This window comes from Paracoccus acridae (genome assembly GCF_014642735.1).
Lineage (GTDB): Bacteria > Pseudomonadota > Alphaproteobacteria > Rhodobacterales > Rhodobacteraceae > Paracoccus > Paracoccus acridae.
The window spans coordinates 1-25,229 of the sequence record NZ_BMIV01000026.1 but is presented as its reverse complement, the minus strand read 5'-3'; the positions used below and the strand labels follow the sequence as shown (position 1 = coordinate 25,229).

Sequence of the window (25,229 nt, the reverse complement as noted above, 5' to 3'; positions counted from 1 at the left end):
GGGCTACCGAACACCCGCAGAGGTCTTTGAGAGCAACCTGATGGCTCTCAGAAACAGACTGGAATAGAAGAAAAACAACAATTTGCGCTTCGGCGTGAGTTCACATACGAGGCATGACCTACGCTTTTCAGCAAGGACAGCTTAACCTCATGGGCAACCTGATCGGTCTGAGCGAACGCAAGCGGCAGGATCAGCCATCGTGATTGCGCGCCTTGCCTCGCTGATGGTCCTCCGCCTTGCTTCCCCTCGCCTTGGCGTACAAGGCTGGCCACCGATTTCGCCCGGCACTCATGCCAGCCGCTACGGACCGAGGCGCCTGCCCGTTCCCACATGCCTTGGCCTTCAGAGCTTTTGAGCGCAGTGCATCAAGACGGTCAGAATCTGGTGCGGCGAGACAGCATGCAAGGCGATCCGACTGTCCGCAGCCCACTCGAAAATGGAGACGGTTCGCTTGTCGACAGAGCCCATAGACCAAGCCGGGAAGCTGCGCTCACTGAAGCCGTGGTGGCTTCACTGCGATACAGGATGGCGACCACGGGGATCATGATCAGCCATTGGGCAGCGCTTCGAATTAACATCAATGTATCAAATGATTTTACTGAGGTCTGCCGATCCCTGTCCTTGAACTACGCCAACCGGGCTTTCGGAAAAACCAGCCATCTGTCAGATACTGGTTCGGGATCATCTTGATCGTCACAGGGGAACCCGGATTTCGACTGTCAATTCCTCGTCGCTGAAACGGCGTTCGATCGTTCCACTCAGTTCTTCTTCAACCATGAGGGCCAAAAGGCGCGTGCCGAAACCGGAACTTGAGCCAGATCCAGGCCCGGACATCGGGGCTGCCGCAGCGGGTATGGACTCCTGCCACAGAAGCCGGAGTTGATGCCCTTCTTGTCGCTGCTCCACCGCCCAATTGATGTCGAGCCTGCCTTTCTCCTGTATGCCCGCCCCGTATTTGAGCGCATTGGTGGCAAGCTCATGAAACACCAAGGCGAGCGCGTGCGTCTGCTGGGCAGTAAGGGCCACCGCTGGCCCTGAAAGCCTGGTTGATATTTGCCCGATCTGATCGGTCTCTGCACAAAGAAGATCCTTGAGAGTGGTGGCGTCCGTGCCTGAGGCAATAAGCAGATCCTGCGCGGCTGCCATGGCTTGGAGCCGCGCAGTCAGGCGGCTGACCATTTCGGTCTTGTCGGATGTTTCACGCGCTGTTTGTCGCGCAATGCCTGATACGCGGGCCAGCATGTTCTTGAGCCGGTGGACCATCTCGCGCATGAGCAGATCCTTTTGCTCAGCATTACTCCGCGCCATTTGTGCGAGAGCACGCGATCGCTCAATGGCCAAGCCCTGCCAGTACACTGCGAAAGTTGTGGTCAGGACGAGGAGCGTAAAGATGATCCCGCTCACGAATGTGTCGCGCAGAGGACCGTCATCATCGAACTCAGACCCCGGCCTTGCCGATAAAATCCAGTCTCGTCCTGCGATCTGGAGGCGGTTCTCGCTCGCCAGGGCCTCGCCGGCCGCAGCAGTTGGGTAGCCCTGGCTTTCGAAGAGTGGCCGGTCCGGGGTCAGGGCATCCTCCACACGGAGTTCGATGGGAAGATCGCTGCCGGCAAGGGCCGCAGTGAAGAGATCGCCCATGCGCAGGGGGGCGTAGACAAAGCCCTCTGGTCCTGTGCGATCCGTCTTGGGGAGCGGCATGTAGATCAGAATACCGGCCTGCACGTCGTGGGTGATTTCCTGGACAAGCTCGACCGGGGCGGTGGCCACGGGCTCACCCTTTTCCAGGGCCTGGAGCATGGCTCTTCGGCGGTGGGCCTCGGTAGACATGTCAAAACCCAGGGCCGCGTGGTTTCGGGCGTCGTGGGGCTCCAGGAGGACTATGGCAGTCCGCAATCCAGGAACAGGATCGGGCCAAACCTCCACAAAGGCGCCATAGTTGTTTCTGAGGCTGGCTTCGATGCTGTCATCAGTGGCGGGCGGAAGCAGTTGCGCGAGACCGATGCCCTGGAGACCTGCATATTGCCCCTGCAAATCCAGCCCCGCTACAAAGGCCGCAAAGACTTCGCGCTTCCGAGATCCGGGGTGGGTTTCAAGAAATGCGCGCGTTGCCGTCAAGAGGGCGATGTGCTGCCTGATCCTGATTTCGACCCGCCGCGCCGTTCGCTGGGCAAGCACATCAAACGCGGCCTGTTGGGCCGTCACTTCGATACAATAAATGTTCCAGGTCAGTCCTGTGCCGACCAATGACAGGATTGTTGCAACGGCAAGCGGAAGTCGGGACATCGGGCGCATCGGGGTTGAGTAAAGGCCTCGGTGGTCGAAGTCCAACAAATCAGGACTGAAGGGAGTTGGTGCCAGTCAGAACGTTAGTCACGTTTGACAGCTTCCCTGCCGCAAGACCGTGGTTTGTGGCAGATCACGAGACCAATCGCCGCCGCCGGCGCGTTGTCAGTCCCGCTGCAATTGCCTCGGCAATGTCAGCACATGCGGTGATGCCCTGAACAAACGGTCTGTCATGCATCAGGTAAGGAAGGGCCGCGAGGCATAGCCGGCCGGTATACGAACCGGCCTCGATCAGGCTGTAATCCTGAGACACATCCGGGATCTCCTGGCCGTTCTCCAGAAGCGTCCGCCGCAGGCTCGGAAAGGGCAGGTCTTCGGAGGTCAGCGCCTTTTGTCCCCTGGCGTCGATGAAGACTTCAAAGGTGTCCACTTGGCCGTCGCGCCGTGTGATCCTGGTGACGCTTTCTTCCCGATCGAGCTCGTAATCCTCCCCCAGTGTCAACAAGGAGAGAATGCCCGCATCTCGCAGCGCCAACAGACGGCGAATGGATTCGGAAGGCACAGCAGCATAGTTGTCGACAAAGACCTTCTTCAGACCGCTGTCGAACCGCTCGCGGTCGGCCTCTGGCAGATCGGCAACAATGTCTTCGACCTCCTCATGTATGCGCAACAGGGCATAGCGCCAGGCAACGGTGATCTTGTGTGCCTTGTTGTATTCGACCTCTTGGAGGTTGCGCCTTGCCCACTCGAAAGGATCGGAGGTTTCACGGCTTGCAAAGTAGGCATTTGGGAAGCTGTCGGCCGTCAGGCTTTTCAACCCGAGGCGCAGGGCGAAGGCAGGGTCGGCTTGCGTGATCTCGTCCTTGATGAGATCGAAGGCCGCATCAAGGGGCTTTGAGGTCTTGAGACACGCCGCCAGTGCGGGGCCGGTGACAAACGTCAAAGGCTCATAGGGGATGGGACAATAAAAATCCGCTTCGGGCAGCACGCCGGTGCGCGACATCAGAACGACCTCGAGGTCGGACGAGGCTGGGTCCAGATCGAAACGGAGCGTGCCATTCCTGCTGCGGAACCGCCCATGCTGGTTGACCACGGCCATGGCCGCGTCGATCGAGCTGAGCGAGGTTCCCATGATCCCGACCCTGACCGCGGGAATGGCCGCCTCGATCAGCCCTGACCAGGGACTCGGAAAGTAGGTCCGCGTGGCCTCATCGACATCAGGGAACTGGTGCCCTGTTGCCACGATTACCCGGTCGAACGGACCATCCCGGACAGCAAGGGTCGTCGCGGTCAGTCCCTCTTCACCCGTTCCGATGTCCAGAACCTCGGTGTTTTCATGGATGGCGATCCTGTGGCCCGCAGCCCGGGCGTCCTCCACCAGGTCGAGCAGTTGATCGCGGAAGTATTCGCCCAGCAAAAGCCGCGGCGTGAACTGACGGTCGTCCAGATCCTCTGGGTCGAGGCCGTAGGATGCCAGTCGTGCCGGCGGCTGCGCCTCGAGCCATTCCAGGTAAGTGCTGACGACCGGCGGGATCTCGATGCTGGCGATATTGGCCAGCATCGACTTGTTGGCCGTCTGTGGCGAATAGGGCATGCCGATCCCTGCACGCGGACCACGCTCATAAAGCGTGACATCAAGGGGAAGCCCGGCGCCGAGCAGGTGTTTCAGACTGTAGATCCCGGTAGGGCCTGTGCCGATAATCGCAACTGCTCGTCGTGCCGTCATCTGAACTTTCCCTTGGAGCAGCCCACAGGCTTTGCAATCCCGATTGGTCGGATGATCCGTTGCAGCGAAATGCGCATCTTGAAGCGGGGTTCCAAGACGTTGGCGACCTGATTTTCAGGTGTGTCGCGCCGATAGCATCATCACTCGCCGGTTGGTCTCCATCCATAAGGAGGTCCGCCCTGGAACCGTCGCCCAAAGGCAGCAACTCATACAGGTAAGCACGAGAAGAGGACACGCCTGCGCCGATCATGTGCGCTGTCGAGAAGGACCTTGCAGAGCCAGGCAGTCTCGCGACACGAGGCATCTTGTGAAAACCCCTTGACGCGGATACGGGGTTCTCTTCTTGTTCCCTGTATTCTCGCGGTGATATTGGAACGGTCATGATCGCAGAGACCCCGGCCGACGACTCTCCCAACCCGCCTGTTCCTGAGCTTGAACGGCGTCTGGCCCAACAGGCGCTGATTGCCGAATTCGGCCGCTTCGCCCTCAAGAACAATACGTTGCAAGCCATCCTGGATGAAGCTTGTCGCATTGCAGCGGATGGGCTTGAAGTGGGCTTTGCAAAGGTGCTCGAACCCTTGCCCAAGGAGAACGCTCTTCTTCTGCGCGCGGGGATCGGCTGGAGGCCCGGGTTGGTCGGACATGCCCGGATCGGAGCGGATCTGGAAAGCCCCGCAGGCTACGCCTTCAAGACAGGCGAGCCGGTGATTTCCAACCATCTCTCAGAAGAAAAGCGCTTCCGCACCCCGAAGCTGATGGCGGACCACGGGGTCAAGCGCGCGGTCAACGTGATCATCCAGGGTGAAGGCACGCCCTTCGGGGTTCTCGAGGCCGATAGCCGCGATCCCGGCGCGTTCAATCCGCATGACATCCATTTTCTGCAGGCGCTCGCCAACACGCTTGGCGTGGCCATCGACAAGGAGGCAGCACGCAGCAGGATCGAGGAGCTTGGCCACGAACTGGCCCAGCGGGAGGCTCATCTGCGGCGCGCGGTCGAACTCAACCCGCAGATCCCCTGGGCGGCCAATGCAGAGGGGCAAATTGTCGAGTTCAACGAGCGATGGCTCGACCTGACAGGCCTGACGCTTCAGGACGCCGAAGGAGAGGGTTGGCTTGAAGCGATCCATCCCGATGATCGCTCTGCCTCCCTTTCGGCTTGGAGGCACGCCATCGAGACGGGCACGTCCTTTGACATCGAACAGCGCGTCCGCATGGCGAACGGCGATTATCGCTGGATGCGCAGCCATGCCCATCCTTGGCAAGATGCGCGGGGCGGGATTGCCATGTGGTATGGCGCATCAGAGGATATCCACGAGCGCAAGCTTGCTGAGCAGGCTGTGGCCCAGAGCGAGGAGCGTCTCAGCATTGCGGTCGATGCGGCGGCGCTCGGGCTTTTCGACCATGACCTGGTCACCGGCACAATCGAATGGGACGGGCGCATCCGCGACATCTGGGGCATTGGTGCCGAGGAGCCGGTCAGCTTTGCGACCTTCGCGGATGGCATACATCCCGAGGACCAGGCAGCGATGCAGGCCGCGCTTGATCAAGCGCTCGATCCGCAGGGCGATGGACGCTCTGCGGCCCAGTATCGTGTCCTGCGCCGTTCGGACAAAGACACCCGATGGGTTGCTGCCTACGGACGGACGACCTTTGCCGAAGGGCGCCCCGTGCGTCTGGTCGGCATCGTGCAGGATGTCACCACCCATGTCGTGGCGGAAGAGCGACTGCGGCGTGCCCTGGCCGACAAGGATCTTCTATCCCGGGAGATCGATCACCGCATCAAGAACAGCCTGTCGATGGTCGGGGGGCTGCTGCGCATGCAGGAGCGGGCCGTCTCGTCGCGAGAGGCAAAGGACGCCTTGGCCGAGGCTTCGACCCGTGTTCTGAGCGTGGCCCGTATCCACGAGCAGCTTTATCGCTCGGCGAACATGGATACGGTCGAGTTCGGGGGATACCTGCAGCGTCTGACACAAGACATCGCATCCTCACTGGGCTCTGGAAACGCGCAGATCACGGTTGAGGCCATGACGATGCTCCTGCCCATCGATCAGGCGCTGCCGCTCGGACTGATTGCGAGCGAGCTACTCACCAATGCCCTGAAGCATGCACGGCGCGGAGACGAGCCCGTCCCGATCCAGGTTCACTTCGGACCAGGCCAGGACAAGGGAAGCTACACGCTTGTCGTGGCAGACCATGGTCGTGGGTTGCCTGAGGGCTTTGACATGAGGAGCCAGGCAGGCCTCGGCATGCGTCTGATCGTGTCGCTGAGCAGCCAGTTGGATGCCACGGTCGAAGCGATCAACACCGCCCAAGGAGCGCAGTTCACGGTGTCGGCAGGAGTTGAGACAGCCTAGGCGCTGTTCTGCGGACATCGTTCGTTCCGGGGAAAAGCGGCTTCAGGGGAAAGCCCTGTCCTCTGGCGTGGCCATTCTGCTGGCCTTTGTCGTCAGCGGTTTGGGGAGAAGCTGGGATAGACATCGCAGGACCTGATCAGGACTGAAGGGCTTTTCGATGAACAAGGCGCCCTCAGGCAGGGTGTCGGGCTCAGGCCGCTGGGCCCCAGAGGCGACCAGGATCGCGATTTGCGGCATGTCACGGGCGCAGCGCCGGGCCAGGTCGTAGCCGGTCATTGTTCCCGGCGGCATCTGGACATCGGTAAAGAGCAGCTCGATCTCCGGGCCGCGGCTGAGCAGGATGTCCAGGGCCTCATCGGCTCCGGCAGCGGTCAGCACCCGAAACCCTGCTTCGGTCAGGATGTCTTGAACCTCCATCCGGATCAGCGGCTCATCATCCGCCACCAGGGCATATCGTCGGACATGGTCCATGATCTGAGAGTTCCTTCGCGGCCTGCCAGGGAAAGGCCGCAAAGCTGTCACAGTTCCAGCGCACAGACGGATTGATCCGATGTGGGCTCGCCTGCCACCACGATGGCTTTCGCTCATAAGGATTGATTTATCTAGGGAAACCATGTCAGAGCGTTGTCGTCCTTGCGGGCGGTTGATTTTTGATCACGGAACCGGGCCAGAAGCAGGTCGGTTATGCGCCGTCAATCACCGGCAACCCTCATGGAAAAGATAGCGGCATGACCAAGAGCGATGAGCAGTCAGTCCCGGACACGATCACGGCTATCGAGGAGGCCGACAAGTCTATCGCACAGGACGCTGGCCGCTATCGCCATCATCCGGTTGTCACGTCATTAGGCTTGGTGAGCGAGATCGCGGACCAGATCCCGTTGTCGCTGGTCTGTGGCGGCGTCATGACGGCCGGGCTCATGTCCGATCGTCCCCACCTGACCCGAACGGGTGTGCGGATGATGGCTGCCCATGTGCTGGCAAACAGCATCAAGAGGGCGATCAAGAACCGGTTTCGACGAACCAGACCAGGTGTGATGCTGGAGGGTGAGGACTATGTCTGCGAACCCGGAGAAACCGAAGGCGGTCACGATACATCCTTCCCCTCGGGCCATACCGCCGGTGCTGTCGCGGTCGCAGCGATCATAGCCTCCGATATCCCAAAGGCCGCCGTGCCGGCGTTCCTGACAGCCAGCCTGATTGCAGGTGTTCAGGTGCCGCGTGCCAAGCACTACCCGATCGACATTGCCGCAGGGACACTTCTCGGCCTTTCCGCGGCCATACTCGTGAAAAGGCTCTATCCGGAAAAGTGAATGGACCCTCCGGGTTACTGGCGCTTTTCAGGCATCTCATCGGGAGGAGATAATGCCTGTTGTCATCGCGCGCCTGAAAAGAGACCGAACAGCAGAAAGGCCCATCCTGCCGATCGATTGCTACGCGAAATCGCGTCAGATTTGCGGAACGCAATTCCTGTCTATCCGTTGATCATCGTTGACGACGGGGACGAGAATGGCCGACGAAACAGAGCGCGATTTCATTCCCGTTGTTGAAGAAACAGCCACTGTCTCGACCCGGCGGGTTGTCAGCGGTCGTGTCAGGATCGCCACTCAGACCGAGGAGATAAACCACCTCCTGCCGACTGAACTTTCAAGCGTTGACGTTGATGTGGTCCGGGTGCCGATGGACCGTCGGATTGACACAATCCCGGACGTCGTGACGGAAGGCGAAGTGACCATCATTCCTGTGGTTGAAGAGCGCCTGGTCGTCACGCGCGAACTCTATCTTCGTGAAGAAATCCATGTTCGCCGCATCGAACGGACGGAAACTGTTGACGTGCCCGCGACGACCCGTCGCCAAACCGTCCAGATCGAGCGCCTGCCCGCCGATCTGGAGCAGCCCCCTGAAAAGGACAATCAAGATGACCTATGATAATGAACCCGGTTCTTCCGGCACGCTGTCCGTTTCTGCCATGTTCGATAGCCAGGCCGAGGCCCAACGTGCGGTCGAGCGGCTGAGCCAAGCCGGGATAAGCTCGGAACGCATCCGTCAAGTGGCGGGGGGGAGTGACACCGCCTCTCGCGCGGGCACCGTTGAAGATCGCAACAAAGGTTTTTGGGATGGTCTCGAGGACTTCTTCTTTCCCGATGAAGATCGGTATTCCTATGCAGAAGGGCTCTCGCGCGGCGGTTATCTGGTGACCGTGACAGGGCTGTCCGGGGCCGATTACGAGACCGCCCTGGATATCCTCGACGACGAGGGCAGCATCAATCTTGAAGAGCGTGAGGAAAGCTGGCGCTCAGAAGGCTGGAGCGATTACCAGTCCAGCAGCTATGGAGCCTCGGCAGGCGATCTGCGCGGCCGGGCCGGGTCGATGACGGACAATTCACTGACTGACGCATCAGATGCCTCGATGGATGCCAGTGATTACCAGTCTGACGATGCATCGATCCCGGTTGTCGAAGAGCGCATCCGGATCGGCAAGCGCGAGACCGCTCATGGGCGTGTCCGGGTTCGCGCCTATACCGTCGAAGAGCCTGTCCGCGAAAGCGTCGACCTGCGCGAGGAGCGCGTTGAAGTCGAGCGCCGGCCTGTCGACCGTCCTCTGACGGACGCGGATGCTGCCTTCCAGGACCGCACGATCGAAGCTGAAGAATACCGCGAAGAAGCGGTCGTTCAGAAAGAAGCCCGCGTGGTCGAGGAGATCGAACTCCGCAAGACCAGCGAAACCCATCGCGAAACAGTCTCGGACACGGTGCGTCGTACCGAGGTCGAGATCGAAGACGATCGTGATGGGCCGAACCGCCAAGGTCTGGATCCGGAAGCGGGAACCCGGGATTATGACAGTCGGAAGCCCTGAGGCTTGATTTGACCAAACGCTGAGGCCCCGCATGCGCGGGGCCTTTTTCTTTGGTCGAAAGCTTTGATCAGCACTCTGAAAAAACAGCCTTCATGGATTCAAGATCGAGAAGACTTTATGCGATAAGACACAAGAGTTGATTAGCGGCGTGCGGCCGCAAGACCGAGAACAAGGCCGATCCCCATTGCCATGCTCAGGGCAGCGATCGGTCTTTGCCGAACATAGTCGATTGCTTCTTCGTAGCCGAGTTCGGTGTAAAAGGCTGCCTCTTCGGCTTTCCTTTTCCCCATGTCCAATGCTTTGCCAGCATAGTCTTGTCCGACAGCTCTGACCTCTTGAACAGACCCTCGAAAACCCTCCATCGCATCGCTTGCCAATGTGGATGCCCTTTCAGCAAGGCTCATGGTGTCGTCCTGCAGGTCAGGCGTTTCTTCGCCTAAAGATGCGGCATCCTCATTCTTCTCCGGGAAACCTGATTTTTGCGTCATCGCATCTATCCTCTTGGTGAGTGGCTGAATGCAACAACAAGATGAACAGCCTAGTGTTCCATCGCTTGCAAGCGAAGAGCGGCCTGATGATCATTCCTATCTATCTGTTGGGCATGAACCGCCCGCAGCTTGCTGAACCGCTCCGGGTTTACGGAGAGTAAAGCACTCAAGGGAAAGCCCCGCTTCAGCGGGGCTCCTGGCTTCCTGGTCTTGCTCAAAGCCTTCGACGGGTTGGGATCACGCGATCGGCATAGACGGGATGAACAACACCGGAGCGTCCGCCCAGCCAGCCGGCAATCGCACCCAGAACAAGCGCCACGAAGGCGAGGATGGCTCCGGTCGAGACACCCGAGGCCGCTGCATCGGCCGCCTCGGTCGCCCTTTGCTGGACCCGATCGACCGCCTGCTGATATCGCTGCTCGATCTGGGCTATCTGTTCGTTCGCTTCCTCGACCGGGATGCCACGGGCATTGGCAAGGGCCTGTGCCGCCTGCTGGCGGGCTTCGTCGCGACCTTCCTCGTCACCCGTCACCAGGGCGCGGGCTGCATTCACTGCTGCGTTGTTGAGCGCCTCGGGATCGTTGCCGGTGGCGCGGACCTGGGCTTCGATCTCGTCCAAGGGATTGATGTTTTCCAACGCGGGCGCGGCGGTTTGCGCCACGGTCTGGCCAACGCCCCCAATGGCGTTGGAAATGCCGCTGAAGGCGCCACCGACCAGGCTGCCTATGGTGGTCGACAAAAAGTAGAGCACCAGAAGCGTGGTAAAGGCCCAAGTCGTCAGCCCGTGCAAGGCGCCAGTTGTGGGCACCGTCTTGCCCGACATCCGCGCGGCGATATAGCCGCCGGCAAACGAAGCAATGATGCCCGAAAGGACATACCAGATGCCTGCAGCGATCGAGAAGGTCGAGGCGGCCGGATTGTCGCCCGTGCCGGGATCAAGCGTTGCAAGCCCGATGCCCACACCCAGCATCGTCAGAAGCACCTGAACAACGAGGGCCACCACGACGCCCGCGAAGATCGCGCCCCATGAGACCTTGTTGATCATGATGGTGTGGGCGTCCTCGGAAGCACTCGGATGCGTCGAGGCAGCCCCGGTCGACAGCGGGGGTTCGCCGGAAGAATAGCTCATCTGTGGAAACCTCTGGCAGGGGCGACGGCACGATCCGGCGCGGATGAGGAAAGTCTGCGGACTTAAACTGCCCAGAGACACTTTCGTTCCGATTGTGCCGGGAGCGTCGGAGCGCCTTGGATCGAACGGAGCCCGAAAAGATGACTCAATGGACACTCGCTGCTTTAAGGTCCGTGGACATTCGTAGTTCACATACCATCTGATTTGTGATTCAGGCCTCCCAAATGGAGGTTTGAATGGACGAGCAGCGGTTTGTAGTGACGGATGATATCTGGGCGCGTCTTGAACCTCATCTCCCCGGCAAGGAGAGCGACAGCGGTGTGACAGGCAAGGACAATCGCTTGTTCCTGGAGGCCGTTCTCTGGCGGGTGCGAACCGGTTTGCCCTGGCGGGATCTGCCATCGGAATTCGGGAACTGGAACAGCGTGTTCCGCCGGTTTCGCAGATGGGCCAAGGGTGGTGTTTTCGAGCGCCTTTTCGAAGAGATCCGCGGCGAGCCCGATTTCGAATACGCGCTGATTGACGGCACCATTGTCCAGGCTCACCAGAAGGCGAGCGGCGCAAAAGGGGGACTCAGGCTCAGGCCATCGGGCGCTCCCGCGGCGGACTGACCACAAAGATCGTGGCCTTGGTCGATGCCTTGGGCAACCTGTTCGACTTTGTTTTGCTGCCCGGCCAGGCTCACGACCTGAAGGGCGCTGCACCGCTGATCGAGGACGTCGCCTTTGACGCCCTTCTGGCGGACAAGGCGTTCGATGCCGATGGGCTGCTTGCAGAACTGGACGGANCAGATGGCGGCACTTGGTCGAAAACTTCTTCGCGAAAATAAAGGAGTTCCGCGCCATCGCCACGCGCTACGAAAAGACCGCGTGCAGCTACGCCGCCAATTGGCATCTCGCCGCAACCATCATCGCCTCACGATGAATGTCCACGGACCATAGTCCGGATCAACTGGTTTTTCGCGACGTGTCTTCCCCTGCCCCCGGACCCTGCAGGCCGGGCGGCGGGACGCCCTCCGCGTCGGGATCGCGGCCATGGCTGCGGTCCAACAAACGCATCAGCGGCGTCACAGTCAGCCCGTGCAGGAAGACCGAGATCACCACCACCAGTCCGACGATGGCCCACAGGCGATCGGCCCCCTCGATCTCCATGCTGTTGAGGCCATAGGCCAGATAATAGAACGATCCTACGCCCCGGATGCCAAAAAACGCGATCGTCAGCTTTTCGCTCCACGTGGCCCTCAGCCCCGCCAGGCCGATCAGCCCGGTGACTGGCCTGATCACGAGCAGGATCACCAGGGCCGCGACGATGTCGGTCCAGACCAGGGCGCCCAGCAGCCCGTTTGCCAGGGCGCCGCCGAACAGCAACAGAAGAACCATCATTGCCAGACGTTCGACCTGTTCAGTGACGTCGTGCATCTCGCGGTGGAAATCATGAGAGCGGTGGGCATGGCGAAAGGTCAGCGCGGTCACGAAGACCGACAGGAAGCCATAGGAATGAATTATCTCGGTCAAGCCGTAGGATATGAAGGTGGCCGCCAGGGCGATCAGGCCATCGCCCGTTTGCGCCAGCTTGGTTTCCGCTGGAATGCGGAACGTCAGCCAGCCAAAGGCGCGGCCGATCAGGTATCCCCCAACAACGCCGGCGCCGATTTCCCACAGGACATGATAGCCCAGCCATTTTGCCGCCCATGGCTCTCCCGTACCGGTCGCTGCCGCCAGCATGATCGCCAAGTTGACGAAGGGAAAGGCCGCGCCGTCGTTCAGCCCGGCTTCCGCAGTCAGGCCAAAGCGCACCTCGTCCTCCTCGCCGCCTTTGGGAGGGCCGACCTGGACATCCGCAGCCAACACCGGATCGGTAGGTGCGAGGACCGCCCCCAGCAGCAGGGCGACGATCCAGGGCAGACCCACAAGGGTGCCGAACAGGACGGTGATGGCCAGGATGCCCAGCGGCATGGTCACAAGGATCAGCCGCCACGCGGCGAGCCAGCGGCGGATCCCGAACACCCTGTCAAGCTTCAGCCCCGCCCCCATCAGGGCGATGATGACCACGAATTCGGTGAACCGCTCGGCAATGTCCGGATAGGTCAGGGGCGAGGGATCAAGCCCGACCTGCGGCAGGGAGAACAGCGCAGCGCCCAGGCCGATGCAGACGATGGGCAGCGACAAGGGCAGTTGCCGCAGCGCCAGGGGCAGCCAGGCTACAAGGGCGATCAGAAATCCCGCCCCGGTCAGGACCAGAATGTAGGGATCGGGGTGAAACCATGCCATCATGCCCATCAACGCGGCAAAGGGGATTCTGGCTGACCCCCGAAGCCGGAAAAGGGGGACAATTTATGTTAGCCGGATCCGGGTCCTGGGGAACGACATACCTCTTTCCGGCAAAGGCATGGCGGCGAGCCCTAGATTGAAAGCAGCCGCGCCCATGTGCGCAAGTTCTCGGACTCCAGCGTTGTAGCACGATTGCATGCGGATCTGCTTTTAACAGCCTGAAATAGCTGTCGTCTTCCATCGAGGGGGGAAGCGGTGTTCGTTCAAAGATCAGCGAGGCAGTCTTGCGTTGCGTCCGGCTACAGGCAGGGTTGCGGGCTTTTGGAAACGTTGTGGCTAGGCAAAGGTTTTCTGCGTCTGAGCAGTGGTTCAGCAACGTTGTTCGTCCAGCTTGGCTGAGCTTGACCTTGAGTCTGCCACTGACGACACCTTGAACGGCAACACGACTGATACAGGACAGAATTCCGACCAAAGGCTGGTCAAGACTGCCGCGTTGATTGTGTCTTGCCCAGGTTGTCGATCTAGTGAATTGATTTACTCTGCCTTCGTCACTTTCGACATGTTGCATATCAGGGTCCATCTGACGCCTTCAGGCCTGTATTCCAGACTGACCTCTGCGTCCAAAGCGGATTGCGTCATCTGGTTTATGACCGTGGAGCCGAAGCCCCTGGACGTGGGCGGGACAACCGGCGGCCCGTCGCGTTCAAGCCATACAATCTCGAAGCTATCGTGGTCGGGCTGCACGCTCCAAGCAACCTCGACACGACCGTGCTCTGACGACAGCGCACCGTACTTGCCGGCGTTCGTGGACAGTTCGTGCAGAGCCATGCCAATCGCCTGAGCTGCGTGTGGGGCAAGACTGACAGGCGGTCCGGCCAGGGAAATCCTCGCCTCCATCCTGTCCAGGAAATGGGCCAGTTGGGATTCCGCCAGCGAGCGCAGATCGACCCGATCAGTCGCGCTTCTGAACAACAGATCCTGCGCTTTGGCCAAGGCCATCAGACGCGTCTCGAAGCGCGGGATGAAATCTCCACTGCTGCCGCGTGCGGTCTGCCGTGCGACCGCCTGCACCAGCGTCAGGATGTTCTTCGTGCGGTGATTGATCTCGCCCATCAGGAGCTTTTCGCGCGCTCGCGCTTCTTCCCGGTCCGAAATGTCAAAGCCCGATGCCACCAGCATGCGCAGTTCCCCTGTTGCCCCGAACACCGGCGCCAGAAGAAAATCGATGGTGATGAACGTGTCCTTCCGGCCTCGGACAACCACATCGAACCGCTGGGTCTGCCCCGACCGAGCCTTCGAGACCGCATCCCGACACTTTTCCCGGATGGCTGGGTCGTATGTCCACCAATGGGCGTCCCAGAACGGCCTTCCAACCACGTCTTCCTTGGTCAGTCCCCCGAAATCGAGAGCCGGCTGGTTGCTTTCGCGCAAGACACCATCCTGATCCAGAACGCTGACAAAGGCGAGCGTGTGGTTGATGACCGTGCGCATCTGCTCTTCGCTTTCGCGCAGCGCAAGCTCGACCGCCTTGCGGTCGGTGATGTCCTGATCGACACCGATGACCTTGACTGGAGTGCCGTCGGCGTCGCACAGGACCTCGCCGCAGGTCGCAAGGTGCCGGATGGCCCCGCCTTCCAAGACAACCCTGAAATCCACGCTGAAGGCCGACTTGCTCACGACCGCATCCTGGAAGGCTGCCTTTATGGCGGGCCGGTCGTCAGGGTGAATGGCCCGGCGCCAGAGATCGTTGACGTCGCCGCCAAAGTCCGGCGCTCCGAACAACGCGAACAGTTGCGGGGATCCCTGGACCTCGTCGGTCAGAAGATCGACCTCCCACGCACCCATCCTTGCGGCATCATAAGCAAGGCTCAGGCGCTGCTGCTGTTCCTTCATCACCCGCTCGTTGCGCACCCGTTCGGTCAGGTCGTAGAAATAGCAAAGGACGCCAGGCTGGCCGTCCTCCAGTTCGATCCGCTCGATGTTCCAGTCGTATGCTTCCAGAACCTTGCGGTCGGCACGATATCCGATCACCGGGTCGGCATCATATGGCTCCCCGGTTTCCAGCGTTTGGTGGAACCGGGCGACCGCTTCCGAAGCGAAGGGTTCGTCCCACAAGATGTGCAGGATCTCGTGAATATGTCTGCCTAGAAGATTGTCGATTTCGGCAAAGGTCGCAAAGGCCGTCCTGTTTATGCGCACCATGCGCAGTTGAGAATCCACCGCGTATGCGCCGATGGGCGCTGCGTCGATGATCTGCCAAAAGGTATCGTTGCTCAGCTTGCGGCCGATGCCGCCTTCGGGTTCATGGGTGATATCGGTCAGGGTTCCGGTGATGCGCCCGACTTGGCCTGTCATGGAAGCGGGATGGGCCGTTCCCACATCGCGCACGCGCAACACCTGACCGTCGGGCAGCCCGATCCGATAGGTGAACTCGTACGGCCCCGGTGACCGCATGGCGGACTGCATGCGGGCCGTCACCCAATCCCGGTCTTCGGGATGAATGGATCGGTGAATCTCGCCCATGGGCACGGGGTTGTTGGACCGGTCCGGAAACATCCTCTGCAGCGTGGGCGACCAGACCGACAGGCCGCTTTGCACATCCACCTCATAGGAGCCGAATATCTGGCGATGCATCTGTCCGAGGGATCTGCGTTGCAGCACGGCGTCTGTCAGCTCGGCGCCGTTCAAGCCAGAAGGCTGCGCGCTATTGACCAACTCCGCCTCCTGTCTTGTGGTATCAACACACGTTATCCCGCATGTAACTGGTGTGTCGTCAATTCCTTAAATGCATCGCCGGCAGGTTCCTAGAAGATCCTGGCAACCTCTGTGGTTGCCACGCGTGGTGCAGGAGCGTTTCACATCGCAAAGAGCAGGTCGCGCCAAGGCAGCAGCGCCGCCGATCAAGCCAGACCTGCGGCAATTGCCAAGGCCGATTTGAGATCTTCAGGGCTATACGGTTTTGTCACCGTTGGCACAGCCTTGAGCGTCTCCGGGTGCTCGGCATCACCGTATCCCGTGGCAAAGATGAATGGCACTTCCCGCCTGCGCAACTCTGCGGCCACGCCATAGCTCCTCTCGCCCCGAATGTTGACATCAAGAACAGCGAAGTCCGGCGTGTACTCATCAAGAAGGTGCATGGCGTCTGCAATGGTGGTAGCAAGACGGACATCCCTTGAGCCGAGATCGAGAAGCATGTCCTCGAGCGCGAAGGCAACGAGGGGCTCGTCTTCCAAGATCAGGACTGAACTTCCATCCAACATTTATGCCTCCGGGAGTGGCGCGTCGATTGCACAGTGAAGACCTTGAGGGGCAAATTCCAGGGAAACTTGGCCTTGCAGATCGGTCGCCAGTCCTTGCTCGATCATGCGCGTCCCAAACCCCTTGCGCGTGGGCGCGGTCACGACAGGTCCGCCGATTTCCTCCCAGTCCAGACGAAGACGCGGCCGGTCCCCGTTCTTGCTGACCTTCCACGTCACCGCGATTGAACCGACAGCGTTAGACAGTGCGCCGTACTTGATGGCGTTCGTGCTGAGTTCATGAATTGCCATCGCAATGGAAACAGCCGTCTGAGGTGAAACGATCACTTCGGGGCCTTCGGAAGTCACCCGAGCGGATGCCGCTCCTGCCGTTGCTTGTACCGAACTGAAGATGATCTCAGATAAGAGTGCTTGTTCCCAGTGCCTTCGCGTTAGAAGGTTGTGCGCTGCGGCAAGTGCACTCAGCCGAGCGCTGAAGTTCGCCCGTGCCGCATCGGGCGGTACGTCGCGCTTGAACGACTGCTGCGCCAGGCTCTGCACGATCGCGAGGGTGTTCTTCACCCGATGATTCAGCTCGTTGATCAGCAAGCGCTGCCGCTCTTCAGCCTTCCGTCTTTGCTCGATCTCCAACTGCGCTTCTCGGTAAAGGCGCGCATTGTCCATGGCGATCGCTGCCTGACCGGCGATCCCCCGCATCAACGTTTCATGGTTCTCGCTGAACTGGCCAGGGACGGAATGGCCGAAGAACAGCCCACCGATGACCTCACCCGAGCGCGATGTGACAGGCACGGCGAGGTAACTGCGAACCGGAAGGTGCCCCTTTGGCATGCCGTGATGCGGTGCGTTCTTGCCGTAGCGTGGGTCAGCAAGGATATCATCAGATCGTATGATGCCTTCGCCGTCGAAGGTGGGTTTAAACACCTCTGTCGCGCGTGGCATGCCGAAGCTCTCGAACTCGGAGCGGTCGGCGCCGGACAGCGTGTAGAGCATGAGCGCCTGGCCAGCTTCATCCAGGACATTGTAGAAGAAGGCTCCGAACTGCGCGCCAGTCAGCGCCACACCAGCATCAGTTACCGTTTGCACCAGACGCTCGAGGTCCAGTTCAGCCGCAACTGCCGCTCCAGTGCGGTTCAGCGTCTCCAGAATGCGCTTTTGTTCCTGTAGCGCGTCGTCGCGAGCTTTCTCCTCAGCGATGTTACGTGCTTCGATGACCGTGCCGACGGACTTTCCACACTCATCCAGCACCGGGCTTGCGGTGAAACCAACCGGGTAGAAGGATCCGTCCCGTGCTACAAACAACTCCTCGCCGCTCACTTGGGCGCGCGCGGGAAAGGCTCGGTCAATCGGACACTCTTCGATTGGGTAGGAGGTACCATCCGGCTTCTTGTGGTGCACGACGTCATGGAGTGGCCGCCCCTGAAGCTCCTCGGCCCGGTATCCGGTCAGCTTCTCCGCTGCCGCGTTCGCGTAGACGCAGAATTGCCGATGATCCATCAGAAACACTGCTTCTCGCGTGTTGTTCAGGATGGCATCAAGCTTTCGGGTGGTTTCGCGTAGGGTAGTTTGTGCCTCCATCGTCGCGGAAACGTCGCGCGACACGGAGAGGAGTTTCTCAGGCTGGCCCGCAGCATTGTTGATCGGTGTGACCACCACGTCCCACCAACGCGGGCTTCCCTTCATGGTCGTGGCAAAGCCTTGGAACCGTCCGGTGCCGCCGCTCTTCGCCTCTGCCATGGCACTTATCGCCTTCGCCTTTTCCGCTCCGTCCCAAAAATCTGGCCAGAAGGCACCACGCACCCGGTCGAAATCATCGACCTCCATGATGCCCATCCCTCTCTCCGACATGAATTCGAGGTGGCCCTCAAGAGTGAGAACCTTGATGCAATCGGCAGAACTTCCGAGCACGCGACGGTTGAACTCCTCGCTGGCGCGCAGTGCGGTTTCCGTGCGGCGTCTTTCCTCCACATCGAGCAACACCCCCGGGAAGCTCAACGGCGTGCCGTCAGGCCCCTTGTCAACCCGCCCATTTGCCTCGATCCAGTGATACTGGCCGTCCGCGCGGCATACGCGGTACTGGTGGGCGTAGGGGCCGCCACGCTCCTTGGCTGTGTCAATGGCGGCGAGCAATCCCGATCTGTCGTCCGGATGAACAGTCGCGATCACCTGCTCAAGGCTGAGACCGGTGCGGCCAAGGCTGGGGTCTATGCCGAAGGAGTTGGCAAATTGCTCATCTACAGTAAATCTGTCTGAGGGAAGGTCCCAGAACCACGTCCCGATGATCGCGCCTGCGTCGAGAGCGAGCCGCACCCGATCGGCATTGGCTTTTGCGCGTTCCTCGCTTTCACGCAGCAATCGTTCGGCGACCACCTGTCGGGTTATCTCCTGGCAGGCGCAAAAGAAACCATCAACGGCGCCTGCTTCCCCTCGCACCGGCGTATAGGAGAAGGCGAAATGAGCCTCTTCGCGATAGCCCTTGCGGTCCATCCAAAGCTCGATGTCGTCCATGTGCACAGGCTCGCCTCGATAGGCCTGCTCGACAATGGGCAGAAGATCGTCCCTAATTTCCTGCCAGACGTCCAAAAAGTCTCGCCCCATGGCTGCCGGATGCTTGCCTGCGAGGATCTCGCTGTAGGCGTCATTATAAAGAAGCGTTCGCTGTGTCCCCCAGAGAACGAACATTGGTTGGCTCGAAGCGAGCATCACCCCGACCAGAGTCTGGAGCGCTATTGGCCAGTTTTCTGGTGAACCAAGCGAGCATGCTTTCCAGTCGTACCCCCGTAGAAGCGTCCCGGCCTCTCCTCCACCTTGAAGGAAAGGCGGCTGCAAGCATAGGCCGGCTGCTGCCGGTTGCGAAGGTGATTTCGTTTCGCTCACAGCAGGGCCGCCCCACGTTCGTTGATACACTGGCAGGCTTCGACACATCCCTGCGGTGGCGTCGGCCAATCGGCGTCGCGCAGCAGATCACCCAGCCCACCTCCGACTGCTATCAACTGGACGCTAAGCCAGCCTATATCAACGCGGACGTCACTCATATTGCAGCAACTCGGTCTGGGTTTAGGGAGAACAGGCTGTACTTGCCTGACCCCCTCGGATGAAGCAACAACGCGTTTGTTTACCACGGAGATCCAGCAGCCAGCTTGGAAAGCTGCACTGCAGCAACTGGCAGCTTTGGGCCGCCGTCTGTCCGTAATAGGGTGGCAAAGAGGAACGGGCTATGGAGTAGTTGACGAAAGCTCCAAAGGCTCGTGGTCGGGAGCCGGAAATAAAGCTGGCGCAACACCGCCTGTTCAACGGCTCTGCTGACATTCGCTTTGCTGTGCCTAGCTCTTGGCAGTCTACTCTGTTACCAGCTGATGAATGCAGCGTCCGACCATCTCCTCGCTGAACGGCTTGGGAACAAACAGGGCGCCTTCAGGCAGCTCACCCGGACTCAGAGATGTCGCACCGGAGGTGACGACAATTCCGATTTCCGGCCAGCTTCTCGCGCATTGAAATGCCAGATCGCAGCCTGTCAGCTTTCCAGGCGGTCTCTGCACATCCGTGATGAGGAGCTTCAGGAAGTGGCCGCGAGAAGCAAGGATCTCCATGGCATCGTCGAAGCCTGCGGCCGTAAGCACGCGAAACCCTGCTCTTGTCAGGATGGACTGTATATTCATCCGGATCAGCGGGCTGCCATCGGTAACAAGTGCGTATCGGGCAAAGCGATCCAGCATGTTTGCTCGGCTTTCCTGGTCTTCTTTCACAAAAGCCCGTCTGGGTTCTCGGGTTCCGGTGTTTCGGAAATCGGTTTCTTGATCGTTTCCCTTTTCCCAGGATTTCCGGCTCGCATCCGCAGTAGATACCAGCGGGCGGGAGAGTGCTAAGACTCGAACTGCGAGACGTTGTTCCTGACCGTCGCTGGCCTTGAGCAGGCGGAGCTTGTAGGTCTGCGAGGTCTCCCCCATGAACGCCCTGCTGAATGTGCGCGGAGTGGTCATGGATGATACGGTTGTCCCTTTCGATCTTTGGCGGATGTTTATCGGTGAACATCCACCTCTCTTCTATCTGGAAGTGCTGTTCAGGACGCTTCTGATCTACAGCTATACGCTGGGCCTGATCCGGTGGATCGGAGGGCGCAGCGTCGCGCAACTGTCGATGACGGACATGCTTCTGGTGATTGCCCTGGGCTCGGCCGTAGGCGATGCCACCTTCTACCCCGACGTTCCCTTGCTTGAGGCGATGCTGGTGATTACTGCCATTGTTTTGCTCAACAAAGGCCTGGATGCTTTGGCTGCGAGGTCACAGACAGCAAACCGGCTGATTGATGGACGTGCCATTGCAGTGGTGCGCGACGGATGCATCGATATTGCGGGCCGCAAAGCTGGCGGACTGTCCATGGCCGAGATCAAGAGCATGCTACGCAGGCAGGGGGTAGCCAATCTTGGGCAGGTGGAAATTGCCCTTCTTGAAGAAGGAGGCGGCGTGTCGGTATTCGGCCGCAGACAGGCTGGGCCGGGTCTCTCACTCCTGCCTCCTGACGACCTGTTGCAAAACCTTCCGCTGCGCATACCGGGCGAGCCCGTGGACGGCCAACTCTGCTGCACGGAATGCGGCAATCGGCAGCAGAGAGCCAATGTGCGCGCTGACGAACCCTGCACCAACTGCGGAAACCGGAACTGGACGACCGCTCGCCTGCTCACCAGCAATGAGTTGAACCAGCTTGACTGAACTGCAGGGTTTCATGCGGCTTTCAAGGCGCGCAACGAAGGGCAGCTAGGTCCGCATAGCGACACGCATTCTAGACCCGCGGCTCACCGCTTCGAGTCCTGTCCCGATATCGTCCGAAAGGGATGGTTCAGTGGACACCTGCCATGCAATCGAACTCTGAGTGCTCATTCGCACCCCTTATCCCACAATGCCGGCTGTCATTCTGGTGAACCTACTGAGCTGCAAAAAGCAGCGTCGATCTCCTCTGCCACAAGGCGCTGCAATTCCCACAGGTTCCGATCGTGGAACCCCTGTTCTTCAAGGGACAGGACCGTGTTGCGAAGATACTCGGCCGTTGAGCCGTGGGGTCCGCAAGCCCTTGCCATCTGCGCGGCAGCCGTCCGCAAGGGCAGGCCTCGCTTGATCCGCGGCCCTGTGGGCCCCGCCCAGAAGGTCAGACCGCGTATCGGTCCTTCGGCCGTTTCGAGCCTGAGCCATCGCCGGTAGGCTAGGGTCTCGACAAAAGGAAACTCCCGCCGGGATAGGACGCCGAGAACCTGGCGCTCTTGTCCAGCTTCAATCTCGAGCGCAAGGCCCGCGCATTGGCCGCCCGACATCAGCGCCATCATCAGCCCCGGTGTCTCTGGGGTGCCGCGATGCCCACGGGTTTCAAGGCAGAACTGCCGATGCCAACCCCAAGCCACCGCCCGGCGCTGCGCCACCGGCACAAACGGTTGGCTCCAGATCAGCGAGCCGTAGGCAAAGATGTGGAGTGCACCTTCTGGTTTTTCCGCCATCAGGCGATCGACGAAAGTTGCGTAATCGGCATCTGTCGCTGGGCAGAATGTGGAGGGGAAGGCAAAATCCGCGACCGGACGGGTTGCCCGCGCCACATGGTCGAGGGTCAGCGCCAGTTCTCTGGGAGGATAATGGGGCATTGTCTTGACTGCCTTGTTTCGCCTTTGATCTGCTGACGAGAGGTTAAGTTGCCGCATCCAGGGCAAGTCGGATTGCGTCGAGAAGATGCTGTCGATCTTGGTCATGCTCGTAGGCATAACCAGTTCGCGCCAGTTCCAGAAAATCCTGGCCGGGTGCCAAGGTTTGCGCGTCGATCACATGCGATCTCGCACGCGTCGTCTCACCCATCAGCGCATAAGTGGCGGCAAGGCGCATCTCCTGGCGTGCATTGCGCCGGGGAACCCGCTCCAACATCCGGGCAGACTGCTCGTATTGGCCCAAGTGAAAAAGGGCAAAGGAATGCTCATTGTCGTAGTAACCGGGCCAGAGGGGATTGATGTCCTTGGCACGCTCAAACCAGGTCAGGCTCTCCTGCGGGCGGCCTCTGTTCACCAAAATAAAGCCCAGGTTGAAAAGGCCATCTGCATCGCAAGGATTGACCTCAACGGCGCGACGGGCCGCCTGTTCGGCTTGCTCGAATTCGCCCAGCCACAGATGGAAAAACGACAGGATGCCGTGACAGCGCGCTTCCTCGGGCGAGAGTTGCGCCCCGCGCATCCCCTGGGCTCTGACGCGGCGCTTCACGTCCAGCGGAGCGAGCTGGTAGCCGTGCAGCGCCGCTTCAGCCAGACCATGATAGGAATAGGCGACCCCCAGGGAGGGATCGGCCCTGATAGCAGCGGCAAAATGCTCGAGCGCCTGCTCGTTTACGCCCGGCTCGAAGGTGCGGAACAGGGCACGTCCGCGTGCCAGATGCTGAAAGGCTGTCAGCGCACCACCGTCCTGGCGCAGGCTGCTGCGGTGGCTCGCCTCTTCGACGGAGGCAAACAGGCGCGCCACGATCCGGCGCGCGATTACATCCTGAAGGCTAAGCCAGCTCGTGCCCTCGCCGACAAAGCTTTCACCCCAGAGAACCTCTCCGGTATGGGCATTGTTCAGCGCCATGGACAGCCACAGCCGATTGTCCATCAGATGGATCGATCCATCCACGATGTAGTCTGCCCTGAGCTTGGTTCCGATGTGAACGAGATCGAGGGTTCTGTCTGCCGCGGCGGCGAAGGCCGAGTGCTGGGCAAGCACTGTAAGGTTCCTGAAATGGGCGAGACCCACGGTCATCTCTTCGACAAATCCATCCAGCACCGGGCCCAGGTCAGGGATGCCTGTGCGGTCCCTCATGGGCAGCAGAGCGATGCGCGGCCGGATCGAAGAGGTGCGGCCAGCATGCTGCGGGAGAGGCGAGCCTGTCGGGCAAAGCATGAAGCCGCGCCGGGCGATGGTCCGCAGGATCCGTCCTTCTTCGTCTGCCAAGGCTTTGCGGATATCGCGAACGGCCTGGCTCAGCGAGGCTTCGGTCACGATGACATCCGGCCAGACTGCGTCAAGCAACTCGTCCTTGGGCACAACTCGTCCCGGCTGACGGGCAAGCTCCTGCAAAAGCCGAAAGGATTTGGCACGCAGGGGGATGACCTGGCCGTCCCGGCTCAACATGCCGCGACCCAGGTCCAGCACGGACCTGCCCAACTGGATGATCGTGGCGCCGACTGCGTCTGCCACCGCGCCTTCTCCCCCATCTCTCCCATGAGGATGAAGGAGAGGCGTGAGGTGTCAATAGCAGCCGCTCCAGATCCGCGCGGTGCGTTCAGCATACCCCAATTCCGATGCGCAATGTCGATGGTCCAGTTCTGTCGGTCTGCCCCCGAGGGATGAACCGACAGAAACCAGCCTCAACTGGTCTTCAGCATTCTCAACGCGAAAGACTTGCTGCTTGGCGGAAGCCTCCAAGTTAGCAACTTGAAAGCACAGCAGGGACTTCGAAATGACGTGATTCTGGCCGATGAGGCCGGTCGTAACCATCTGTTTCTCTCCCGAACCAACGCCGCCCGTTGCGATCTTTCTGGAGAGTGTGAACCTCGCCGCCAGTTGGGTCTCAAAAGAGGCTTGAAAGTTTTCTGAATCCGTCATGCTCAGGGGTTCAGCCGCCTGTTCATGCGCCAAACAACCGCGCGCGATTTATCCAGCAGAACCCTGACCAACGTCGCTATTCAGGAAGACCTCCGGAGTTTTTCAGAGCACCTTCAGGACAGAAGCACCAGAGGTGCGGAATGCTGTCAGGTCTACGTAACTTCCGCAGATTTCCTACTGGGTAGAACTATTTGAGCGCCACGCTTTGGCCACCATCCGGCATTCGTAATCAGGACCGCCCTTATATCATCTGATAGATGCGCGACGAGGCCCGCGGGATCATCTTCGACTCATCATGAGCACGGCTCCAGATGAACAACGGGAGGATCCGATGGCAATCAGGTTTGCAAGTGATCTTGGGGGCACGTTGACGGGAACAAGCAGCGCCGACCTGCTCTGGGGGGGCGATGGCAAAGACCTGATCTATGGCCGCGCCGGCGCCGACAACGTCTATGGCGGGTATGGCAACGACACTTTGTTGGGAGAGTCGGGGTCCGACTATCTTCGGGGGGCGGCCGGCACAGACTGGCTGTTGGGCGGATCGGGGGCCGACGTGCTGGCAGGTGGTTCGGGAACGGACTACTTCGTCTTTCGCGCCGCCGACGGCACTGCCACGGATACGGTGCGGGATTTCCGGGTCGGAGTGGATCAGCTGGCATTGGGCGACGGCCTGAGGGTCAACACGAACATGACCCTGCGCACAGATGTCGATCTGGACGGCAGGACGGACACGATCCTGACCCTGACCAATTCCGCCACCATCGTGTTGCTGGGTGTAGCCGGTGCGCAGGATTGGACGGTGGCCGGGCCCAATGTCATGACCCTGCCGCCGCTCGACCTTTTCGCCTGATCTTGGCCGCGCTTTATCAGCTCCCCCGGCCCGGCTCAGCAATTGATCGGGCAGTCTGTCGGTGAGACACTGTTCGTCCAAAGGGGGCGGCCATGGAAGACAAGGTTCGATCCTGGCAACTGGTCGAGCATTTTCTGGATGCCTCGGTCAGCCCTGAACGTGTCGATGAACTGATCGCGGCCTGGGACGCGCAGATGGAGCGCGCCGGCATGAGCCAGCCGCGCCTGGCAGAGTTTGCAGGTCCCGCCTTTGCCCATCAGATCGCCGGAGTGCTGCAGATCCTGGAGCAGCTGCAGGCGGCCGAACTACGTCGGGCGAACGATCTGCTGTCCTCGATGCTGGGCGCTGCCCTGGTCCTGATGGGGGACGGGACGGTCGTGGCCTCGAATGACGCTGCCGCCGGGCTCTTCGGA

Annotated in this window: 20 protein-coding genes and 1 pseudogene; 8 read left to right on the top strand and 13 right to left on the bottom strand. The window is 60.3% G+C overall.

The window, feature by feature from the left end; translation table 11 throughout:
• Positions 1-693: 693 nt before the first annotated feature.
• Positions 694-2,283 carry a CHASE domain-containing protein gene (locus IEX25_RS18175; RefSeq protein ID WP_188717008.1) on the bottom strand — a complete coding sequence of 530 codons (1,590 nt, stop codon included), beginning with the start codon at positions 2,281-2,283 and terminating at the stop codon, positions 694-696.
• Positions 2,284-2,416: 133 nt separating this feature from the next.
• Positions 2,417-4,009, bottom strand: a complete 1,593-nt coding sequence (locus IEX25_RS18170; RefSeq protein WP_188717006.1) for an FAD/NAD(P)-binding protein — start codon at positions 4,007-4,009, stop codon at positions 2,417-2,419.
• Positions 4,010-4,389: 380 nt separating this feature from the next.
• On the opposite strand from IEX25_RS18170, the gene IEX25_RS18165 reads away from it, so the two are divergent.
• The gene (locus tag IEX25_RS18165; RefSeq protein ID WP_188717004.1) at positions 4,390-6,363 is read left to right on the top strand and encodes a PAS domain-containing protein; all 1,974 of its coding nucleotides are present in this window, start codon (positions 4,390-4,392) and stop codon (positions 6,361-6,363) included.
• A gap of 42 nt (positions 6,364-6,405) precedes the next feature.
• On the opposite strand, the gene IEX25_RS18160 is transcribed toward IEX25_RS18165, so the two are convergent.
• Positions 6,406-6,834, bottom strand: a complete 429-nt coding sequence (locus tag IEX25_RS18160) for a response regulator (protein ID WP_188717002.1) — start codon at positions 6,832-6,834, stop codon at positions 6,406-6,408.
• A 257-nt stretch (positions 6,835-7,091) separates the two neighbouring features.
• On the opposite strand from IEX25_RS18160, the gene IEX25_RS18155 reads away from it, so the two are divergent.
• The 3 genes from IEX25_RS18155 to IEX25_RS18145 all read left to right on the top strand — a co-directional run bounded on the left by IEX25_RS18155 (position 7,092) and on the right by IEX25_RS18145 (position 9,217).
• On the top strand, positions 7,092-7,673 hold the full coding sequence (locus tag IEX25_RS18155) for a phosphatase PAP2 family protein (protein WP_188717000.1): 582 nt from the start codon (positions 7,092-7,094) through the stop codon (positions 7,671-7,673).
• Positions 7,674-7,869: 196 nt separating this feature from the next.
• Entirely contained in the window at positions 7,870-8,289 is a 420-nt protein-coding gene (locus IEX25_RS18150; RefSeq protein WP_188716998.1) for a DUF2382 domain-containing protein, read from the top strand.
• Positions 8,279-9,217 carry a YsnF/AvaK domain-containing protein gene (locus IEX25_RS18145; RefSeq protein WP_188716996.1) on the top strand — a complete coding sequence of 313 codons (939 nt, stop codon included), beginning with the start codon at positions 8,279-8,281 and terminating at the stop codon, positions 9,215-9,217. The genes IEX25_RS18150 and IEX25_RS18145 overlap by 11 nt, the downstream gene beginning before the upstream one ends.
• Before the next feature lie 140 nt (positions 9,218-9,357).
• Here the strand turns inward: IEX25_RS18145 and IEX25_RS18140 are convergent, their stop codons facing one another.
• Both IEX25_RS18140 and IEX25_RS18135 read right to left on the bottom strand, forming a co-directional pair.
• Positions 9,358-9,705, bottom strand: coding sequence for a DUF883 family protein (locus IEX25_RS18140; RefSeq protein WP_188716994.1), 348 nt, complete (start codon positions 9,703-9,705; stop codon positions 9,358-9,360).
• A gap of 214 nt (positions 9,706-9,919) precedes the next feature.
• Positions 9,920-10,834: a PhnA-like protein gene (locus IEX25_RS18135; RefSeq protein WP_188716992.1), complete on the bottom strand. Its 915-nt coding sequence runs from the start codon at positions 10,832-10,834 to the stop codon at positions 9,920-9,922.
• Between the two features lie 236 nt (positions 10,835-11,070).
• Between IEX25_RS18135 and IEX25_RS18130 the strand changes: the two are divergent.
• Positions 11,071-11,758 (top strand): annotated as a pseudogene (locus tag IEX25_RS18130) (IS5 family transposase).
• Between the two features lie 23 nt (positions 11,759-11,781).
• Here IEX25_RS18130 and IEX25_RS18125 read toward each other — a convergent pair.
• From IEX25_RS18125 to IEX25_RS18105, 5 genes are all read right to left on the bottom strand, one after another.
• On the bottom strand, positions 11,782-13,104 hold the full coding sequence (locus IEX25_RS18125; protein ID WP_229665434.1) for a cation:proton antiporter: 1,323 nt from the start codon (positions 13,102-13,104) through the stop codon (positions 11,782-11,784).
• A 534-nt stretch (positions 13,105-13,638) separates the two neighbouring features.
• Positions 13,639-15,819, bottom strand: a complete 2,181-nt coding sequence (locus IEX25_RS18120; protein WP_188716987.1) for a PAS domain-containing sensor histidine kinase — start codon at positions 15,817-15,819, stop codon at positions 13,639-13,641.
• Between the two features lie 185 nt (positions 15,820-16,004).
• Positions 16,005-16,337, bottom strand: a complete 333-nt coding sequence (locus tag IEX25_RS18115) for a response regulator (RefSeq protein WP_188716985.1) — start codon at positions 16,335-16,337, stop codon at positions 16,005-16,007.
• Between the two features lie 27 nt (positions 16,338-16,364).
• A complete protein-coding gene (locus IEX25_RS18110) occupies positions 16,365-19,061 on the bottom strand; it encodes a PAS domain-containing sensor histidine kinase (RefSeq protein ID WP_229665433.1) in 2,697 nt (898 codons plus the stop codon).
• Positions 19,062-19,696: 635 nt separating this feature from the next.
• Positions 19,697-20,305 (bottom strand): response regulator, encoded by a 609-nt coding sequence (locus tag IEX25_RS18105; protein ID WP_188716981.1) that lies wholly within the window; start codon positions 20,303-20,305, stop codon positions 19,697-19,699.
• Here IEX25_RS18105 and IEX25_RS18100 point away from each other — a divergent pair.
• Positions 20,304-21,068 carry a YetF domain-containing protein gene (locus tag IEX25_RS18100; protein ID WP_188716979.1) on the top strand — a complete coding sequence of 255 codons (765 nt, stop codon included), beginning with the start codon at positions 20,304-20,306 and terminating at the stop codon, positions 21,066-21,068. The two genes, IEX25_RS18105 and IEX25_RS18100, sit on opposite strands and share 2 nt — an antisense overlap.
• Positions 21,069-21,265: 197 nt before the next feature.
• Here IEX25_RS18100 and IEX25_RS18095 read toward each other — a convergent pair whose 3' ends face one another.
• Genes IEX25_RS18095 through IEX25_RS18085 form a run of 3 tightly spaced genes read right to left on the bottom strand, consistent with a single transcriptional unit; the run spans position 21,266 to position 23,966 of the window.
• Entirely contained in the window at positions 21,266-22,090 is an 825-nt protein-coding gene (locus tag IEX25_RS18095) for a gamma-glutamylcyclotransferase (protein ID WP_229665431.1), read from the bottom strand.
• Positions 22,029-23,558, bottom strand: coding sequence for a winged helix-turn-helix domain-containing tetratricopeptide repeat protein (locus IEX25_RS18090; RefSeq protein ID WP_188716978.1), 1,530 nt, complete (start codon positions 23,556-23,558; stop codon positions 22,029-22,031). Before IEX25_RS18090 ends, IEX25_RS18095 begins: the two co-directional genes overlap by 62 nt.
• A 51-nt stretch (positions 23,559-23,609) precedes the next feature.
• Complete coding sequence (locus IEX25_RS18085; protein WP_188716976.1) at positions 23,610-23,966, bottom strand: hypothetical protein; 357 nt, start codon at positions 23,964-23,966, stop codon at positions 23,610-23,612.
• 367 nt (positions 23,967-24,333) lie between these two features.
• Between IEX25_RS18085 and IEX25_RS18080 the strand changes: the two genes are divergently transcribed.
• The gene (locus IEX25_RS18080) at positions 24,334-24,816 is read left to right on the top strand and encodes a M10 family metallopeptidase C-terminal domain-containing protein (RefSeq protein WP_229665430.1); all 483 of its coding nucleotides are present in this window, start codon (positions 24,334-24,336) and stop codon (positions 24,814-24,816) included.
• 92 nt (positions 24,817-24,908) lie between these two features.
• On the top strand, positions 24,909-25,229 hold a 321-nt coding region (locus IEX25_RS18075; protein ID WP_188716415.1), incomplete at its 3' end, for a hypothetical protein.

Bases quoted from the DNA above. Each gene is read 5' to 3' on its own strand.
- IEX25_RS18095 (WP_229665431.1), bottom strand. From the start codon at position 22,090: ATGACCAAGATCGACAGCATCTTCTCGACGCAATCCGACTTGCCCTGG.
- IEX25_RS18135 (WP_188716992.1), bottom strand. From the start codon at position 10,834: ATGAGCTATTCTTCCGGCGAACCCCCGCTGTCGACCGGGGCTGCCTCG.
- IEX25_RS18165 (WP_188717004.1), top strand. From the start codon at position 4,390: ATGATCGCAGAGACCCCGGCCGACGACTCTCCCAACCCGCCTGTTCCT.
- IEX25_RS18085 (WP_188716976.1), bottom strand. From the start codon at position 23,966: ATGACGGATTCAGAAAACTTTCAAGCCTCTTTTGAGACCCAACTGGCG.
- IEX25_RS18140 (WP_188716994.1), bottom strand. From the start codon at position 9,705: ATGACGCAAAAATCAGGTTTCCCGGAGAAGAATGAGGATGCCGCATCT.
- IEX25_RS18145 (WP_188716996.1), top strand. From the start codon at position 8,279: ATGACCTATGATAATGAACCCGGTTCTTCCGGCACGCTGTCCGTTTCT.
- IEX25_RS18125 (WP_229665434.1), bottom strand. From the start codon at position 13,104: ATGGCATGGTTTCACCCCGATCCCTACATTCTGGTCCTGACCGGGGCG.
- IEX25_RS18100 (WP_188716979.1), top strand. From the start codon at position 20,304: ATGAACGCCCTGCTGAATGTGCGCGGAGTGGTCATGGATGATACGGTT.
- IEX25_RS18160 (WP_188717002.1), bottom strand. From the start codon at position 6,834: ATGGACCATGTCCGACGATATGCCCTGGTGGCGGATGATGAGCCGCTG.
- IEX25_RS18150 (WP_188716998.1), top strand. From the start codon at position 7,870: ATGGCCGACGAAACAGAGCGCGATTTCATTCCCGTTGTTGAAGAAACA.
- IEX25_RS18110 (WP_229665433.1), bottom strand. From the start codon at position 19,061: ATGCTCGCTTCGAGCCAACCAATGTTCGTTCTCTGGGGGACACAGCGA.
- IEX25_RS18170 (WP_188717006.1), bottom strand. From the start codon at position 4,009: ATGACGGCACGACGAGCAGTTGCGATTATCGGCACAGGCCCTACCGGG.
- IEX25_RS18105 (WP_188716981.1), bottom strand. From the start codon at position 20,305: ATGGGGGAGACCTCGCAGACCTACAAGCTCCGCCTGCTCAAGGCCAGC.
- IEX25_RS18175 (WP_188717008.1), bottom strand. From the start codon at position 2,283: ATGTCCCGACTTCCGCTTGCCGTTGCAACAATCCTGTCATTGGTCGGC.
- IEX25_RS18155 (WP_188717000.1), top strand. From the start codon at position 7,092: ATGACCAAGAGCGATGAGCAGTCAGTCCCGGACACGATCACGGCTATC.